The organism is Streptomyces sp. NPDC001770, assembly GCF_053596135.1.
Genome location: NZ_JBSFFN010000041.1, coordinates 1 through 18,726, shown reverse-complemented (window position 1 = coordinate 18,726; position 18,726 = coordinate 1). Strand labels below are relative to the sequence as shown.

Genomic DNA, 18,726 nt, shown 5'->3' with positions numbered 1-18,726 from the left:
CCCGTCGTGTCACCCGCCGGGGCGGGAAGCCCTCAGCAATGCGTCCCGGCGTCCCTCGTGGTGTCCTCGGCTACCAACGACGCCGCTGCTGGACAGGGCTGAACTTGGCGGCGAGCGCCGAGAGGAAGGCCGGCAGCTTGTCGACCATGGCTTTGGGGACCGGGGTGGTCTGGACGGTTCCCGTTCGCACGTCCTGGACGACGAGTGCGTAAGTGCCGTTCTCCTCGACGAGTTCGGCGGCGAAGAGCAGCGTCTGCGTGGCGGATTCCATCAGATCTCCTGAGCTGGGATGTCGTTGAGCCAGACGTTCCACGCCTTGGTGGCCTGCTGCTCGTCGGTGTGCGCGGCGAACAGGTGGTGGCCGAGCCAGATCGGCACGTTCCAGGTGCTGCCGTTGAAGAACCGGTACAGGGCGTCCGGGCCTCGCAGTCCGACGAAGTCGGTGCTGAGCCAGTCGACGACCACCTCCACGGGGTCGTGGTCCGGGCCGGGGGCGAGGAGGGTGAACCGGTCGCCGACGGCCGCGTCCTCGGCGAGGCCGAGACGTCGGCGCAGGGCGGCGAAGTCGGACGGATCAGCGGTGGGTTCGGGTTGCTGGGACCTGACGTAGACGGCGGGACGGCCGGCGAAGTGCCGGAGGTACTCGGCGAGTGCGTGCTGATGGAAGTCGACGTACTTCTCGGCCACGTCCGTCTTGGCGTCCCAGTTCCAGGCGTCGTCGACGACGCCCGTGTGCACCCAGTGGATTCCCGTCCGCAGGTGGCTCGTGCCGCTGCCGGCCGGTTCGACGCGGTAGCTGAGGGTGTTGGAGAACCCGCCGTCCTGGGTCGCCCGGACGGCGAGGTGGTGCGGCGGCTCCCACGCCACGACCGTGGCGTCTCCCCGGGTCGCCCTTCCGCCCACGCGCGGCTCGATCTCCATGGGGTAGAGCCAGCCGAGGTTGCCGGCGCCGGTGGCCACCGCGTCCCAGACCTGCTCGGGCGTGACGGGCAGGTCCTGCTCTCGGCGGACCTCGAACTCTCGGGCCATGGTCGGTACTGCTCCTTCGTCGTCGTTCACGGTCGGTGGATGAGCGGGAGGGTGGTCAGCCGCCTCTGCAGCGGGTTGTCCCGCCACTCCAGCGCCGCCGCGTCGGCCAGGCGGAGTCCGGGCAGCCGGCGCGCCAGCGTGCCGATGGCCACCTCCGCCTGGAGCTTGGCCAGCGGACCGCCGAGGCAGAAGTGCGGGCCGTGGCCGAAGCTCAGGTGGCGGTTGCCGGGGCGGGACAGGTCGAGCCGGTCGGGGTCCTCGAAGCGTTCGGGGTCGCGGTTGGTCGCGCCGAGGAACAGGTACACCAACTCGCCCTCCCGCAGCGTCCGTCCGCCGATCTCCAGGTCCTCCGCCACCACCCTGACGATCGCCTGGGTCACGGTGTCGTAGCGGGCCAGTTCCTCGACCGCCCCGCGGATCAGGCCCGGGTCCGCACGCAGCCTGGCCAGTTGGTCCGGATTGCGCAGCAGGGCGAGCATGCCGTTGCCGATCAGGTGGGTGGTGGTCTCGTCCCCGGCGGTGATCAGGACGAAGCAGGTGGACAGCAGTTCGGAGTCGGTGAGCCGGTCGTCCGTGGTCTGGGTGGCGACCAGGGCGCTGATCAGGTCGTCGCCCGGTTCGCGTCGGCGCTGCCGGATGAGCCCGGACAGGTACTCCTCGTAACCGTCGATCGCCGCCTCGGACTTGTCGATGTCCTCACTGAGCCGGCCGAAGCGGCTGAACCAGCTCTTGACCTGCGGCCGGTCCTCCTCCGGGATGCCGAAGAGCTCGCAGACGACGGACATCGGCAGTGGCGAGGCGACCGCCTCGATCAACTCCACGGCCGGGCCGGCCGCGACCGCCTCGTCGATGAGCCGGTCGACGATCCGTTGTACGCCCTCGCGCAGGGCTTCGACGCGGCGGGCGGTGAACGCCCTGTTGGCCAGCTTCCGCAGCCGGGCGTGGTCCGGCGGGTCGGTGTTGCTCATGACCCGGCCGAGTCGCTCGGTGAGCCGGCTGAGGGCCTTGAGGTCGCCGCCGAGCGAGCTGTAGGCGCGGGTCATCCTGTCCCGGTCGTTGGACAGGCGCAGGTCGCCCAGCGCCGCCTCGACGTCGGCGTGGCGGGTGAGGTACCAGATGCCCTGGGGACTGCGGTGGACCGGATCGTCGCGCCGCATGCGGGCGTACACCGGATACGGGTCCTGCCGGGCTTCCGGGGTGAACAGGGCCGCGGCGAGGCCGTCGGGACGGGCGGGCGCCGCGACGGGGTCGCGGGGCTGGGCAGGACATACGGCGAGGCCGTCGGGCCGGGCGGGGCCCGCGTTGTCGCGAGCCCCGCCCAGGGTGTCGGTGGAGGTCATGTCGTCCGTGCTACCGCTGGCCGTCCATGGCGTCGGCGAGGCTCCTGGGCCGCATGTCGGTCCAGGCCCGCTCGACGTGGTCCAGGCAGGCGGCGTGGGTGTCGGGGCCGTGGGTGACGGTCCAGCCCTCGGGTACGTCAGCGAACTGCGGCCACAGCGAGTGCTGGTTCTCGTCGTTGACGAGGACGAGGAAGGTTCCGTCCTGGTCGTCGAAGGGGTTGGTCATGTGTCGGTCCTCCTGCGGGCGATAGGAAAGGGTGGTGTCACCGGCGTGTCCGGTGGCTCAGCGGGTTCCGGTGTTTCCGGCACCCGCGGTGGTTCCGGCGGTTCCGGTATCTCCGGTATCTCCGGCGGTTCCGGTATCTCCGGCGAGGGTGATACCCCGGGTGGCTTCGGCGATCCTGGCGGCCAGGACCGGTCCGATCTGGGCCAGGGACCCCGCTTGGGTCATCTGGTCGTGCCGGGTGGTGACCTCGTACGACTCGATCCGGCCCCCGATGTACGGGTGCCAGACCTCCGGTCCGGCGTCGTCGTGGCCCCGGCCGATGGTGGAGTTGAAGAGCAGCAGGTCCCCGTCGTACTTGCCGGGTACGAAGTCGACCGCCAGCTTGGCGTTGTTGATCATGATCTGGACGATCACCTCGACCTGCCGCTCGTTCAACCCGGCCAGCGCGCTGCCCCGCCTGTTCAGCACCTCGGCGACCTCGGCGTAGGTGATCTCCCGGTCGCCCAGCTCGTCCGGGTCGACATCCAGCACTCCGACGAGTACGTCCCGCACGGTGGGCACCGGCTCCTCCTCGAAGCGCACGTCCTTCACGGGGTACGCGTCGAGGACGGCCAGCAGCGCGGTCCGCTCACCGCGCGCCTGCAGTTCGCAGGCGAGCGCGTGGGCGATCAGGCCGCCCGCCGACCAGCCGAGCAGCAGGTAGGGCCCCTCCGGCTGGATCTTCTGGACGTGGTCGGCGTAGTCGGACGCCATCTCCTCGTAGGACGTGGGCAGCGGCTCCGGCCGGCCGAGACCGCGGGCCTGGAGCGCGTAGACCGGGTGCTGCGGGCCGAGGTGGTTCAGCAGTCCGCTGTACGACCAGCTGATGCCGCCGCCGGGGTGGACGCAGAACAGCGGTGCCTCCGTCCCGGTCGAACGCAGGGGAAGCAGCACGTCCAGCGCGTCATCCGGATTGTTCATGGCCAGGCGGTCGGTGAGCCCGGCCACGGTCGGCGCCTCGAACAGCAGGCGCAGGCCCAGCTCCAGGCCGAGGGTCTCGCGGACCCGGGACGCCAGCCGCGCGGCCAGCAGCGAGTGGCCGCCCAGGTCGAAGAAGCCGTCGTCGATGCCGACCTGCTCGCGGCCCAGAACCTCGGCGAAGAGGCCGCACAGCAGTTGCTCCTGCGGCGTCCGCGGGCCCCGGCCGCCGTCCGACGCACCGTAGTCGGGGGCGGGCAGGGCGGCCCGGTCGAGCTTGCCGTTGGCGGTCAGCGGCAACGCCGCCACCGTGACGAACGCCGCCGGCACCATGTAGTCGGGGAGTTCGCGGCGCAGCCGGCCGGACAGTTCGGCCTGCTCGGGCGCGCCCTCCGGCGCGGGCACCAGATAGGCGACCAGTCGCTTGTCCCCCGGCCTGTCCTCGCGGGCGACCACGGCCGCCTGGGCGACGCCGGGGCAGCCCGCGAGGACGGCCTCGATCTCTCCGGGCTCGATCCGCAGACCGCGCAGCTTGACCTGGTGGTCGACGCGTCCGGCGAACTCCAGCGTGCCGTCGGGAAGCCACCAGGCGAGGTCGCCGGTGCGGTACATGCGGCTCCCGGCCGGGCCGAACGGGTCGGCGGAGAAGCGCTCCGCCGTGAGGCCGGGGCGGCCGAAGTAGCCGCGGGCCACGCCCGTTCCCGCGAGGTACAGCTCGCCGACCATGCCCGTCGGCACCGGCCTCAGCCGGTCGTCGAGCACGTAGGCGCGCATGTTCGCCATCGGCGCGCCGATCGGCACGGTCGCGGCGTTCTCGGGGAGCCCACGCACCGAGTGGCAGGTGGCCAGGGTGGTGGCCTCGGTGGGCCCGTAGCCGTTGACCACCTGGATGGCGGGGCAGGCCGCCCGGACGCGGGCGGCGGCGGCCGGGGAGACCACGTCTCCGCCGGTCCACACCTCCCGTACCCCGGCGAGCAGGCCCGGGCGCTCCTCGGCGACCAGCCGGAACAGTCCGGCGGTCAGCCACAGCCCGGTCACCCCGTGGGTGGAGATCGTGTGCTGCAGCAGGTCGAGGTCGAGCCGCTCGGGCGGTGCGACCACGACCCGGCCGCCGTTGAGCAACGGGACCCACAGTTCGTAGGTCGAGAGGTCGAAGGCGGTCGGGGAGTGCATCAGCACCCGCTCGTGGCCGCCGCCCCGCCATTCGGGGGTCAGCGCGAGGCCCGCCACGTCCCGATGGGTGACGGCCACGCCCTTCGGACGTCCGGTCGAACCGGAGGTGTACATGATGTACGCCAACTGGTCCTCGCGGCAGACCGCTTCGACCCCGCCGGGCCCGGATTCCTCGGACTGCGTCAGGGCGGTGAGCACCTCCTCGGTGAGTACGAGGGCAGCTCCGCTCTCCCTCAGGATCAGATCGATCCGGGAGGAGGGGAAGCGCGAGTCGAGCGGTACGTAGGCGCCGCCGGCCTTGATGATCGCGAGGATCGCCACGACCAGCTCCGCCGAGCGGTCCATCAGGACCGCCACCGGCGTCTCGGGCCGCACGCCCTGGCGGATCAGCGCCCTCGCCAGGCGGTCCGTCCGCAGGTCGAGTTCCGCGTAGGTCAGCTCGGTGGCGCCCGCCACGACCGCGACCGCGTCCGGGGTGGCCCGCACCTGACGGGCGAGGAGGGCCGGCAACGGGGCCGACGGCAGCTCCGCGGCCGTGTCGTTCACCTCGTACAGCAGCCGGTGCCGTTCCTCGCCGGACATGAGGTCGATCCGGCTGATCGGAAGGTCCGGGTCGGCGACCGCCGCGCGCAGCAGGCGGACCCAGCGCTCGAACAGCGACTCCACGGTGGACGCGTCGAAGAGGTCGGTGGCGTACTCCACGGCGCCGGCCAGACCGTCGGCGCCGCCGTCCGGGCGGAACTGTTCGGCCAGGCTGAAGGTCAGGTCGACCCGCGAGGTCCCGGTCGGGGCCGCCACGTGGCCCGTCTCCAGCCCTGGCAGGGCGAACGCGCCGACGGGCGCGTTCTGCAGGGCCAGCATGATCTGGAACAGCGGGTGGTGGGCGAGCGACCGCACCGGGTTGGCCACCTCGACGAGGTACTCGAACGGCACGTCCTGGTGGTCGTACGCGGTGAGCGCCTTCTGCCGCACCCGGCCGAGCAGATCGGCGAATCCGGGGTCGCCCCCGGTGTCGGTGCGCAGGACCAGGGTGTTGACGAAGAAGCCGACGAGATCGTCCAGCGCCTGGTCGGTACGGCCGGCGATCGGGCTGCCGATGGGGATGTCCGTACCGGCTCCGAGCCGGGTGAGCAGGGCCGCGAGGCCCGCTTGGAGCACCATGAACATGCTGGCGCCGCGTGCGGTGGCCAGGTCGCGCAGTGCCTGGTGCAGCTCGGGGTCCAGACGGACCACGACCCGGTCGCCGCGCTGGGAGGCCACCGGCGGACGGGGCCGGTCGGAGGGCAGCTGTACCTGTTGCGGGATTCCCGCCAGCTCGCCCTTCCAGTAGGCGAGTTGCCGGGCGAACAGGCTCTCCGGGTCGTCCGCGTCGCCGAGCAGGTCGCGCTGCCAGCGGGTGTAGTCGGCGTACTGCACCGGCAGCGGGGACCACCGGGTTTCCTCGCCCCGGCAGCGCGCCGCGTAGGCCCTCGCGAGGTCTCCGGAGAGCGGTCCCATCGACCAGCCGTCCGCGGCGATGTGGTGCACCACGACCAGGAGTACGTGCCGGTCGGGGGCGAGCGCGTACAGCTCGGCCCGGACCGGCGGGTCCGCGGCCAGGTCGAATCCGCGCCCGGCCGCGTCCGCCAGCCGCCCGGCCAGCCGGGCCTCGTCGAGCTCGACCACCGGGAGTGCCGGGTACGCCTGCTCGGCGCTCAGCACCACCTGGTACGGGACGCCGTCGGTCTCACGGAAGACGGTCCGCAGGCTCTCGTGCCGGCCGATCACGTCCGCGAGCGCGGTGTGCAGGGCCGAGCGGTCGAGGTCGCCGGTCAGGCTGAGCGCGAGCGGCATGTTGTAGGTGGCGCTCGGCCCGTCCATCCGGTGCAGGAACCAGAGGCGGCGCTGGGCGAAGGACAGCTCGACCCGCTCCGGGCGGGGGCGGGCGGTCAGTGCGGGCCGCGCCGCGCCGGAGCCGTCCAGGCGGGCCGCCAGTGCGGCGACGGTCGGGGTCTCGAAGAGGGTCCGGACCTCCAGCTCCGCGCCGAGAGTCGCCCGGACCCTGGAGGCCAGGCGGGTCGCCAGCAGCGAGTGTCCGCCGAGGTCGAAGAAACTGTCCTCGACCCCGACCTGTGCCAGCCCGAGCACCTCGGCGAAGAGTTCGGCGAGGAGCTGCTCCTGCGGGGTGCGCGGCGCCCGCCCGTTCACGGCGGCGCCGAGATCGGGGGCGGGCAGTGCGCGGCGGTCGAGTTTGCCGCTGGCCGTCAGCGGCAGCGCGTCCAGCGCCACGTACGCCGACGGGACCAGGTAGTCGGGCAGCCGCCCACGCAGCCAGTCGCGGAGTTCGCCGAGGAGGGCGCCGGTCCCCCGGCTGCCGGTCGGACGGTTGGTCAGCGACGACAGCGCCCTGCCGGTGGTTCCGGCCGGCCGGTACGGCTCGACCGGGGAGCCGTCGGGCGTCCGCGGGTCGGCGAAGACGACGTCCAGGGCGTCGGCCCGGGTCGCCGACCAGGTGACGGCCACCGTACGGCCGGACTCCCGCCCGAGGGCGTGGAACTCCTCCGGGTCGGGGAGTCCGCTCTCCTCGGAGGTGTCTTCGGGGGCGCGCAGCCGCTCCAGCAGCTCCGCAAGCCGTACGTCCCCGGCCTGCACCGCCCTGGCCAGAGCGGCCTCCCGCACCACGCGGCGGTTCGGTACCCCGGTGATCCGCAGTACCTCGGCGGACGGCCGGGCGAGCAGCTCGCGCAGCTCGGCCGTCGAGGTGATCTGTCGTCCCCACGCGAACTCGACGGACCGGCTCGGGTCCTTCGGGGCGACCGGGGACTTGTGCAGCGTCACGTCGTAGCGGTAGCGGGACAGTTCGTTGTGGTGCCGGCCTCGCTTGACCTCCACGGCCACCGCGCCGATGTCCGTGCCGCGCACGCGCAGTACGGCGAAGAAGTCCGGGTCGACCAGGAGTTCCTTCTCGACCCTGACGGCCTGCTCCACCGCGCGGCGCACGGCCGCGGGGTCGGTGCCGTCGCCGGTCCGGTGGAGCTGGACGGCGGTGGCCATCGGGCGCAGCAGCCTCAGGTTGCGGACGTCGCCGATGAAGAGCGCGCCGCCGGGGGCGAGCAGCCTCATCAGCTTTCCGATCACGTCGGCGAGGTAGTCGGCGGACGGGAAGTACTGCACCACCGAGTTGATCACGACGGTGTCGAACTCCCCGGCCGGCAGCCCGTCGGTGTCGTGCGCCGGACGGGTCTGCAGCACCACGCGGCCTGCCAGCCGCTCCTCCCCCGCCACCTGGGCGGTCAGGGCGTCGATCGCGGTGGCGGAGAAGTCGGTCGCCCAGTAGGTCTCGCAGTGGGGTGCGACCTGCGAGAGCAGCAGGCCGGTACCGACGCCGACTTCCAGCACCCGGCGCGGGCGCAGGGCCCGGATGCGGGCCACGGTGGCGTCCCGCCACTCCCGCATCTGCTCGGCCGGAATCGCGCTGGCGTCGTAACTGCTGTTCCAGCCGACGAAGTTGTGGCCGAAGGCCGCTTCTTCGGGGGCGATGGGCAGGGCGTCGTAGATGTCCTGCCACTCGCCCACGTGGTCCGCTTCCAGCCCGCTGTCACGGGTCTCGTCCTGGTGCGGGACGACGTAGCCGACGAGCCGGTCGTCCTGCGCGAGGACCACGGCCCGGGCGACGGCGGGGTGCTCGGCCAGGGCGGCCTCGACCTCGCCGGGCTCGACCCGGAAGCCCCGGACCTTCACCTGGTCGTCCGCGCGGCCGGCGTACTCCAGCTGACCGTCGTTCCGACGGCGCACCAGGTCGCCCGTGCGGTACATCCGCTCACCCGGTACGAACGGGCAGGCGACGAACCTTCCGGCCGTCAGGCCCGGCCGGTTCAGGTATCCCCGTGCGAGGCCGGCGCCCGCGACGTACAGCTCACCCGTGACGCCCGTCGGCACCGGCATCAGCCGGTCGTCCAGCACGTACGCCCGGGCGTTGGCGATCGGCCGTCCGATCGGCGGTACGCCCGCCGCCGGGGAGAGCGGGTCACTCATGGTCGCGCACACGGTCGTCTCGGTCGGGCCGTACGCGTTGATCATCCGGCGTCCGGGAGCCCAGCGCTCCACCAGCTCCGGCGGGCACGCCTCGCCCGCCACCACCAGCGTCGACGCGGTGACCCCGCCGTCCGGCACGGCGGCGAGGACCGAGGGAGGCACCGTCACGTGCGTGACGCCGAGGCCCGGATCGGTCAGTGCGGCAAGTGGCTCGGCCGCAGGGGGCAGCACCAGGGCCGCGCCGCACAGCAGGGCCGTGAAGATCTCCGAAACCGACGCGTCGAAGCTCGGTGAGGCGAACTGGAGCACCCGGCTGCCGGGTTCGATCGCGAAGCGTTCGATCTGTCCGGCGACGAGGCTCGCCACGCCGCCGTGGCCGACCACGACGCCCTTGGGGCGGCCGGTCGAGCCCGAGGTGTAGATCACGTAGGCCGGGTGCCGCACGTCGAGCGCGACCTCCGGACAGGTGTCCGGCCAGTCGCCCTCGGCCACCAGGGCGGGATCGTCGACGACCACCGCAGGACGGGAGTCCGCCAGCATGAAGGAGATCCGCGACCGCGGGTAGGCCGGGTCCACGGGCAGATACGCCGCCCCGGCCTTCAGCACACCCAGGACCGCCACCACGGACTCCACCGACCTCGGCAGAGCCACCGCCACGACCTGCTCGGGACCAACCCCCCGAGCGATCAGCGCGTGTGCGAACCGGTTGGCCCGCACGTCCAATTGACGATACGTCAACTCCCCTGCGCCGCAGACCAGCGCGACCGCGTCCGGCGTCAGGGCCACCTGCGCAGCGAGGGCCTGCGGCAGTGGGACGGTGTCCACGTCCCGGGCGGTCTCGTTGTCCTGTTCCACCAACCGGTGCCGTTCGCCGGTGTCGAGGAGGCCGATGCCTCCGATGGCCTGCTCCGGATCGGCGGTGACTGCCTTTAGCAGGAGCGTCCAGCGCCGGACCAGGGAGGCGACCGTCGAGTGGTCGAACAGGTCGGTTGCGTACTCGACCGCACCGACGATTCCGGCCGGGCTTCCGTCCGGACCGAACTGCTCGACCATGCTCACGCCGAGGTCGAACTTGGCGGTTCCGGTCGCGACCGCGTAGGTGGCGACGTCCAGGCCGGGCAGGTCGAACCGGCCCATGGGGGCGTTCTGCACAGCCAGGATGGTCTGGAAGAGCGGGTGGTGGGAGAGGGAACGGGACGGGTTCAGCGCCTCCACCAGATGCTCGAACGGCACGTCCTGGTGCGCGTAACCCGACAACGCCGTCTCCCGCACCCGGCCCAGCAGCTCCGTGAAACTCGGATCACCACTCGTGTCGGTCCGCAGCACCAGCGTATTGACGAAGAACCCCACCAGATCGTCCAGCGCCTCATCCGTACGCCCCGCGATCGGACTCCCGATCGCGATGTCCGTACCCGCGCCCAACCGCGTGTACAACGCCGCCAGCGCCGCCTGCAGCACCATGAACAGGCTCGTCCCGGAGCTCCGTGCCAACTTCGCCAGGGCGGTGTGCAGTTCCGCGTCGAGCTCCAGGCCGACGTGGTCGCCGTGCCGGCCGGCGACGGCGGGGCGCGGCCGGTCGGTGGGCAGTTGGAGGAGCTCCGGCAGGTCGGACAGCTGCCGCTTCCAGTAGTCGAGTTGCTCGGTGAACCGGCTCTCCGGGTCGGCGGGGTCCCCGAGCAGCTCGCGCTGCCACAGCGTGTAGTCGGCGTAGCTCACCGGCGGTGCGGGGCGGCTCGCCGTACGTCCTTCGCAGCGGGCCGCGTACGCCTCGGCCAGGTCGCGGGCGAGTGGTCCGGTGGACCAGCCGTCGGCGGCGATGTGGTGCATGACCAGCAGGAGTACGTGCTCGTCCGGCGCGACCGCGAACAGCTCCGCGCGCAGCGGCGGTTCGGACGCCAGATCGAAGGGCTGCCGGGCGGACTCGGCGAGCCGCTCGGGCAGTTCGGTCCCGTTCACCTCGGCCGGCCGGGCCGGGAGGCGCACCGCCGTGGTGTCCAGTACCTGCTGGCACGGTACGCCGCCGGCTTCGGGGAACACCGTCCGCAGGCTCTCGTGCCGGGCCACCACGTCCGCGAGCGCCTGGTCCAGCGCGACACGGTCGAGCGTCCCGGTCAACCGCAGGGCCAGCGGGATGTGGTAGGTCGCGGCGGCGGCGTCCATGCGGTGCAGGAACCAGAGCCGGCGCTGGGCGAACGAGAGCGGCACGGTCCCGGGCCGCGCGTACGCGGTCAGGGCGGGGCGCGCCCGGCCGGTCCCGGTCAGCACCTCGGCCAGACCGGCCACGGTGGGCGCCTGGAAGAGTGCGCGCAGCCCGAGCTCCACGCCGAGCACCGAGCGCAACCTGGCGACCAGCCGGGTGGCGAGCAGGGAGTGCCCGCCCAGCGCGAAGAAGTCGTCGTCGACCGAGACCTTCGGCACGTCCAGCACCTCGGCGAACAGCCCTGCGAGGATCTGCTCCTGCGGGGTGCGCGGCATCCGCCCACCGCCCCCGGGGGTGGATGCGGGCGCGGGCAGCGCCGCCCGGTCCAGCTTCCCGTTCGGCGTCGACGGCAGCGCGTCCATCACCACGAAGACGGACGGCACCAGGTAGTCCGGCAGGCGCTCCCGCAGGTGCGCCGCCAGCTCCGTGGAACGGACGGCCACGTGGGGACGGGTCGCCACGTAGCCGACGAGCCGGTCGTCCCGGGCCACGACGGCCGCCTGGGCGACGGCGGGGTGCTCGGCCAGCGCGGCCTCGATCTCGCCGGGCTCGACCCGGAAGCCCCGGACCTTCACCTGCTGGTCGGCGCGGCCGACGTACTCCAGCGCTCCGTCGGTCCGACGCCGCACCAGGTCACCCGTGCGGTACATCCGCGCACCCGCCGGGCCGAACGGGCAGGCGGTGAACCGTCCCGATGTCAGGCCCGGCCGGTTCAGGTAGCCGCGTGCCAGCCCCGGGCCGGCGACGTACAGCTCCCCTTCCACGCCCGGCGGCACGAGGCGCAGCCGCTCGTCCAGCACGTACACCCGGAAGCCGGCGACCGGTCGCCCGATCGGCGGCACACCGGAACTCGCGGAGAGCGGGGCGCTCATGGTCGCGCACACGGTCGTCTCGGTCGGGCCGTACGCGTTGATCATCCGGCGTCCCGGAGCCCAGCGCTCCACCAGCTCCGGCGGGCACGCCTCGCCCGCCACCACCAGGGTGGTGGCCGTGAGCGCGGCGGTGTCCAGCGCGGCCAGCGCCGAGGGCGGCAGCGTCACGTGGGTGACGGCGAGCAGGCGGTCCGTCAGGGCTTCCAACGGGGCCTCGGCCGGGGCCAGGACGAGGGCGGCGCCGCTGAGCAGGGCGCCGCACAGATCCCAGAAGGACGCGTCGAAGCTCGGCGAGGCGAACTGGAGCACGCGGCTGCCCGGCTTCACGCCGAGCCGGTCCACCTGCGCGGCCACCAGGCCCGGGACACCGGCGTGGCTCACCGCGACGCCCTTGGGGCGGCCGGTCGAGCCGGAGGTGTAGATCACGTAGGCCGGGTGCCGGACATCCACCGCGACCTCCGGGTCGGTGTCCGGCCAGTCGCCCTCCGCCACCACGGCGGGATCGTCGACGACCACCACCGGCCGGGAGTCCGCCAGCATGAAGGAGATCCGCGACCGCGGATACCCGGGGTCCACCGGCAGATACGCCGCCCCCGCCTTCAGCACACCCAGGACCGCCACCACCGACTCCACCGACCTCGGCAGAGCCACCGCCACGACCTGCTCAGGACCCACCCCCCGGGCGATCAGCGCATGCGCGAACCGGTTGGCCCAGGAATCGAGCTGACGGTACGTCAGCTCACTCGCACCACAAACCAGCGCGATCGCGTCCGGCGTCAGGGCCACCTGCGCCGCGAAGAGCTCGGGCAGGCTCGCTCCGGGAGCCGGGGCCTGGACGGCGGGCAGCAGTTCGCCGCGTTCGCCGGCGGAGAGCAGATCGATCCCGCCGATCGGCCGGTCGGGCGCGGCGGCGACCGCGGCCAGCAGCCTGGTCAGCCTGGTGGTCAGGAGCTCGACCGTCGGGCGGTCGAAGAGGTCGGTGCTGTACTCGACCGCACCGCCGAGCCCGGCCGGCGCGCCGTCGGGCCCGTACTCCTCCGCGAACCCGAAGGTCAGGTCGAGCCGCGCCGTGCCGGTGAGCACGGCCAGCCCGGAGACCTGGAGGCCCGGCAGTTCGAAGTCGCCGCCGGGCGCGTTCTGCACGACCAGCCCGGTCTGGAAGAGCGGGTGGTGGGAGAGGGAACGGGACGGGTTCAGCGCCTCCACCAGATGCTCGAACGGCACGTCCTGGTGCGCGTAACCCGACAACGCCGTCTCCCGCACCCGGCCCAGCAGCTCCGTGAAACTCGGATCACCACTCGTGTCGGTCCGCAGCACCAGCGTATTGACGAAGAACCCCACCAGATCGTCCAGCGCCTCATCCGTACGCCCCGCGATCGGACTCCCGATCGCGATGTCCGTACCCGCGCCCAACCGCGTGTACAACGCCGCCAGCGCCGCCTGCAGCACCATGAACAGGGTCGCCCCCGAACGTCGCGCCAACTCAAGGAGCAGCCCGTGGAGTTCGGCGTCGATCCTGAGCTCCGTCAGGTCTCCTCCGTACGACATGACAGCCGGGCGCGGCCGGTCGGCGGGGAGCCGGAGCTGCTCGGGCAGCCCGGCGAGCGCCTGCTTCCAGTAGGCGACCTGGCGGGTGAACAGACTGTCGGCGTCGTGCTCGTCGCCCAGGATCTCGTGCTGCCACAGGGTGTAGTCGCCGTACGTCACCGGCAGCGGCGGCCAGGCGGGCGCCTCGCCGGCCCGCCTGGTGGTGTAGGCGGCGGCCAGGTCGCGGGCGAGCGGGCCCATGGACCAGCCGTCCCCGACGATGTGGTGCATGACCAGCAGCAGCACGTGCTCGTCCGGCGCGACGGCGAACAGCTCGGCCCGCAGCGGTACTTCCGAGGTCAGGTCGAAGCCGCGCACCGCCGACTCCCGGAGCAGGGCGCGTACCTCCTTCTCCCCGGTCGTGCGCACGGTCAGCGGGAGGGCGACCTCGGCGGTGCCGAGCACCCTCTGGTGGGGGATTCCCCCCGTGTGCGGGAAGACCGTGCGCAGGGTCTCGTGCCGGGCCATCACGTCCACCAGCGCGGCGCTCAGCGCGGCCCGGTCGAGGTCGCCGGTCAGCCGCAGGGCCAGCGGCATGTGGTACGTGGCGCTGGGCGCCCCGAACTGCTGGAGGAACCAGAGACGCCGCTGCGCGAAGGAGAGCGGCATCGGTTCGCGGCGGGGCCTGGGCACCAGGGCCCGCCGCGCGGTTCCGGCGTCATGCAGCCCGGCCGCCATCCCGGCCGGGGTCGGGCTCCGGAACAGGGCTCGCAGCTCGACCTCGACCCCGAGGGTCGCCCGGACCCGCGAGACCAGCCGGGTGGCGAGCAGGGAGTGCCCGCCCAGCGCGAAGAAGTCCTCGTCGACCCCGACCCGGGCGAGGCCCAGCACCTCGGCGAACAGCTCGCACAGGATCTGCTCCTGAGGCGTGCGCGGAGCACGGCCGCCCGCGGGCGCGGCTGGTTCCGGGGCGGGCAGGGCCGCCCGGTCCAGCTTGCCGTTCGGTGTCAGCGGCAGCGCGTCGAGCAGCACGAACGCGGACGGCACCATGTACTCGGGCACCCGGTCGCGCAGATGGGCCGCGAGCGCCCCCTCGGTCGCCCGGGTCCTGTCCGAAGCGACGACCCAGGCGACGAGCCGGTCCTCGCGGGCCAGCACCGCGACCTGGGCGACGCCCGGGTGTTCGGTAAGCCGGGCCTCGATCTCGCCCGGCTCGATCCGGAAACCGCGCACCTTGACCTGGTGGTCGACCCGGCCGGCGAATTCCAGCTCGCCGTCGGCGCGCCAGCGCACCAGGTCGCCGGTGCGGTACATCCGCGTGCCCGCCGGCCCGTACGGGTCCGCGACGAAGCGTCCGGCGCTCAGGCCGGGACGGTTCAGATAGCCGCGGGCCAGTCCGGCGCCCGCGAGGTAGAGCTCTCCCGTCACGCCGGGCGCGACCGGCCGCAGGGCCTGGTCCAGCACGTACGCGCGGCAGTTGGCGATCGGGCGGCCGATCGGCACCGGCTGCGGGCAGTCGGCGGCGTCGGCCGGCAGCGGATAGGCGGTGATCACGTGGGTCTCGGCGGGCCCGTAGTGGTTGTGCAGCACCCGGCCCGGCCGGCCGGCCTGGAAGCGGCGCACGGCACCCCCCAGCCGCATCGCCTCTCCGGCCTGCGCGACCAGCCGCAGGTGCGGCAGGCCGAGCGCCGCCTCCTCGGCGGCCTCGGCCAGCGCCTCGATCACCAGGTTCGGCGCGAACAGCTCCTCGACCCGGTGCCGGTCCAGCCAGTGGGCGAAGAGTTCGGCACTGCGGCGCTGCTCCTCGGTCGGCACCACCAGGGTCTTGCCGTACAGCAGCGCGGAGAGCATCTCCTGCACCGAGACGTCGAAGCTGATCGCGGTGAACTGCGCGGTGCGCGTGCCTGGTGCTCCGCCGACGGCCCGGTGGTGCCAGGCCAGCAGGTTCAGCAGCCCGCCGGAGGGCATCACCACGGCCTTGGGGCGGCCGGTGGAACCGGAGGTGTAGATGACGTAGGCCGGGTGCCGGCCGTCCACCGGGACGGCCGGATCGTGCTCCGGCAGCGGGCCGGAGGGTGTGACGGCCGCGAGGTCGTCGAGCACCGCGGCCGGACGGGCGTCCCGCAGCATGTAGTCGATGCGGGCGGACGGGTAGTCCGGGTCGACCGGCAGGTACGCCGCACCCGTCTTGAGTACCGCGAGGACGGCGACCACCAGCTCGGCCGAGCGCGGCAGCCGCAGGGCGACGACCTGCTCCGGGCCCACGCCGCGCGCGATCAGCGCGTGGGCCAGGCGGTTCGCCCGGCGGTTCAGCTCGTGGTAGGTCAGCACGGCGTCCTCGAACAGCACCGCCGGGGCGTCCGGAGTCTCCCGGGCCCGCTCCTCGAAGAGCGCGGGCAGGGTGGCGTCGGGAACCCGGCAGGCGGTGTCGTTGCGGCGGACCAGCAGTTCACGGCGCTCCTCGGCGGTGAGGACGTCGATCCGGCTGAGCGGACGCTCCGGCTCGGCGACCACCGCCGCGAGCAGCCGCAGCCACCGGGCGACCAGTGCCTCGACCGTGGTGGGGTCGAAGAGGTCGGTGCTGTACTCGACGCGGCCGACGATGCCCTCGGCAGCGCCCGTACCACCGCGCTCCAGCAGGTGGAAGCCGAGGTCGAACATGGCCGTGGGCGTCCGCACCAGAAGGATCTCGGTGTCCAGACCGCTCAGCGCGAACTCGGTGCGAGGCACGTTCTGCAGCGCCAGCAGTACCTGGAACAGTGGCTGGCGGGCGAGGGAACGGGACGGGTTGAGGGCTTCGACGACGTGGTCGAACGGCAGGTCCTGGTGCGCGTAGGCGCCGAGCGCGCCCTCCCGGACCCGGGCCAGCAGCTCGGCGAAGGACGGGTCGCCGCTGGTGTCCGTACGGAGGACCAGCGTGTTGACGAAGAACCCGACGAGGTCGTCCAGCGCCTGGTCGGTCCGGCCGGCGATGAGGCTGCCGACCGGGATGTCCGTGCCGGCGCCGAGCTTCTCCAGCAGGGAGGCCAGGGCGGCCTGCAGCACCATGTACACGCTGGCGCCGTGCCGCCGGCCCAGCCGGATCAGCCCGTCGTGGAGTTCGGCGTCCAGTTCGATCGCCAGGTGGCCGCCCGCGTAGGAAGGCATGGCGGGGCGGTGGCGGTCGGCGGGGAGCCGGATCTGCTCCGGCAGGTCCGCGAGCGTCCGGGTCCAGTAGGCCGTCTGGCGCGCCAACAGGCTTTCCTGGTCGGCCGGTTCACCGAGCAGCCGCTGCTGCCACAGGGTGTAGTCGGCGTACTGCACGGACAGGGGCGCCCACGGGGGTGCCTCGCCGCGGCGGCGGGCCGCGTACGCGGTGGCGAGGTCGGCGGCGAGCGGGCCCAGCGACCAGCCGTCGCCCGCGATGTGGTGCATCACCAGGAGCAGCACGTGCTCGTCGGCCGAGATCTCGAACACCTGGGCCCGCAGCGGCGGTTCGGCCGCGATGTCGAATCCACGCGCCACCGCGCCCGCCAGCAGTCCGGGCAGGTCGGAATCGTCGGCCCGGGTGACCGGTACCTTCGGGCGCGCCTCCCCCGCCGCGAACACCTTCTGGTAGGGCACGCCGTCCACGCTGGGGAAGACCGTGCGCAGGGTTTCGTGGCGGTCGGCGAGGTCGCCCAGCGCCGCTTCGAGGGCCGCGAGGTCCAGCGTTCCCGAGAGCCGCCAGGCGAGCGGCATGTTGTAGACCGAGTCCGCGCCCTCCAGTTGGCGCAGGAACCAGAGCCTCCGCTGAGCGGACGACAGTGGTACCCGCTCGGGCCGCTCGGCACGCTCCAGGGCGAGCCGGGCCCGGTCCGCGCCGCCCAGCCCGGCGGCCAGTCCTGCCACGGTCGGGGTACGGAAGAGGGTGCGCAGGGGCAGTTCCACTCCCAGCGTCGCACGGACCCTGGCCACCAGCCGGGTGGCGAGCAGGGAGTGCCCGCCGAGATCGAAGAAGTCGTCGTCGGCACCGACCCGGGGCAGGCCCAGCACCTCGGCGAACAGCCCGGCCAGCACCTGCTCCTGCGGAGTGTGCGGTGCCCGTCCGGCCGGCGTCGCGGTGGTCCCGGGCTCGGGCAGGGCACGCCGGTCCACCTTGCCGCTGGTGTTCAGCGGCAAGGTGTCGAGGGGGACGAACGCGGTCGGCACCATGTAGTCCGGCAGCCGCTCGCGCAGGTACGCCCGCAGCTCCTCGGGCCGCAGCTCCGCGCCGGTGACGGGCACCGGGTAGGCGACGATCCGGGAGTCCTGCGCCCGGTCCTGCCGGACGACCACGGCGGCGCGCGCGACCCGCGGGTGACCGGCGAGGACCGCCTCGATCTCGCCGAGTTCGATCCGGTAGCCGCGGATCTTGACCTGGTCGTCGGTGCGGCCGAGGAACTCCAGGTTCCCGTCCGGGTTCCACCGCACCAGGTCGCCCGTGCGGTACATCCGCGAACCACCGGGACCGAACGGGTCCGCCACGAACCGCCCCGAGGTCAGACCGGGACGGTTCAGGTAGCCGCGCGCCAGCCCCGCACCCGCGATGTACAGCTCACCCGCCACCCCGGACGGCACCGGCCGCAACGCGCCGTCGAGCACGTACAGCCGGACACCGCCGAGAGGCCGGCCGATCACCTGGTGCGGGCTGGATTCCAGTGGTGCGACGACCGAGTCCACCGTGCACTCGGACGGCCCGTAGTAGTTCAGGGAGGTCACCCCGCCGGCCGCCCGCAGCCGTTCCCACAGCTGCTCGGGGACGGTCTCGCCGCCCAGCCCGACCATCGTGGGGCGCCACCGGGGGTTGTCCAGCAGGCCGTTCTCGACGAGGAGTTGCAGATAGGACGGGGTGCCGCCGACGGTGTCCAGTCCGGCCCGGGCGGCGTAGTCGAGGTAGGCCCGCGGATCGGACCTGGTCGCCTCGTCCAGGACGTGCAGCTCGTGGCCCGCGAAGAGGGCGATCAGCTGGTCGAGGGAGGCGTCGAAGGACACGGACGTGGTCAGCCCGATCCGCATCCGCCTCTTCGCGCGGAAGACCAGGGGCAACTGGTTGGCGAGCAGGTTGAGGAGGCCGCCGTGGGTCGCGACCACGCCCTTGGGCCTGCCCGTGGAACCCGAGGTGTAGATGACGTACGCCGGATGGTCCGGACCGACCGGCACTCCCGGGTCCACCACCGGGCACCCCGCCACCGACACCGCCGTCACCGGCTCGTCCACCACCAGCCGGCCGACCGGACCCTCCGGCAACCGCTCACCCGTACGGACATCCGTCACCAGCAGAACCGGACAGGCATCCTCCAGCAGATACGCGATCCGCGCGGCCGGATACTCCGGATCCACCGGAACGTACGCCGCACCCGTCTTCAGCACCGCCAGGATCGCCACCAC

At 73.0% G+C, this 18,726-nt stretch carries 5 protein-coding genes; all 5 read right to left on the bottom strand.

Annotation, left to right across the window (positions count from 1 at the left end; all coding sequences use genetic code 11):
* Positions 1-70: 70 nt before the first annotated feature.
* The gene (locus ACWCSV_RS29340) at positions 71-271 is read right to left on the bottom strand and encodes a hypothetical protein (RefSeq protein WP_451147305.1); all 201 of its coding nucleotides are present in this window, start codon (positions 269-271) and stop codon (positions 71-73) included.
* Positions 271-1,029: an SRPBCC domain-containing protein gene (locus ACWCSV_RS29335; RefSeq protein ID WP_451147303.1), complete on the bottom strand. Its 759-nt coding sequence runs from the start codon at positions 1,027-1,029 to the stop codon at positions 271-273. The genes ACWCSV_RS29340 and ACWCSV_RS29335 overlap by 1 nt, the downstream gene beginning before the upstream one ends.
* 26 nt (positions 1,030-1,055) lie before the next feature.
* Entirely contained in the window at positions 1,056-2,369 is a 1,314-nt protein-coding gene (locus ACWCSV_RS29330; RefSeq protein ID WP_451147301.1) for a cytochrome P450, read from the bottom strand.
* A 10-nt stretch (positions 2,370-2,379) separates the two neighbouring features.
* The gene (locus ACWCSV_RS29325; RefSeq protein ID WP_451147299.1) at positions 2,380-2,595 is read right to left on the bottom strand and encodes an MbtH family protein; all 216 of its coding nucleotides are present in this window, start codon (positions 2,593-2,595) and stop codon (positions 2,380-2,382) included.
* A gap of 57 nt (positions 2,596-2,652) precedes the next feature.
* Positions 2,653-18,726: amino acid adenylation domain-containing protein (locus ACWCSV_RS29320; RefSeq protein WP_451147297.1), on the bottom strand; the 16,074-nt coding region annotated here is incomplete at its 5' end.

Bases quoted from the DNA above. Each gene is read 5' to 3' on its own strand.
- ACWCSV_RS29325 (WP_451147299.1), bottom strand. From the start codon at position 2,595: ATGACCAACCCCTTCGACGACCAGGACGGAACCTTCCTCGTCCTCGTC.
- ACWCSV_RS29340 (WP_451147305.1), bottom strand. From the start codon at position 271: ATGGAATCCGCCACGCAGACGCTGCTCTTCGCCGCCGAACTCGTCGAG.
- ACWCSV_RS29335 (WP_451147303.1), bottom strand. From the start codon at position 1,029: ATGGCCCGAGAGTTCGAGGTCCGCCGAGAGCAGGACCTGCCCGTCACG.
- ACWCSV_RS29330 (WP_451147301.1), bottom strand. From the start codon at position 2,369: ATGACCTCCACCGACACCCTGGGCGGGGCTCGCGACAACGCGGGCCCC.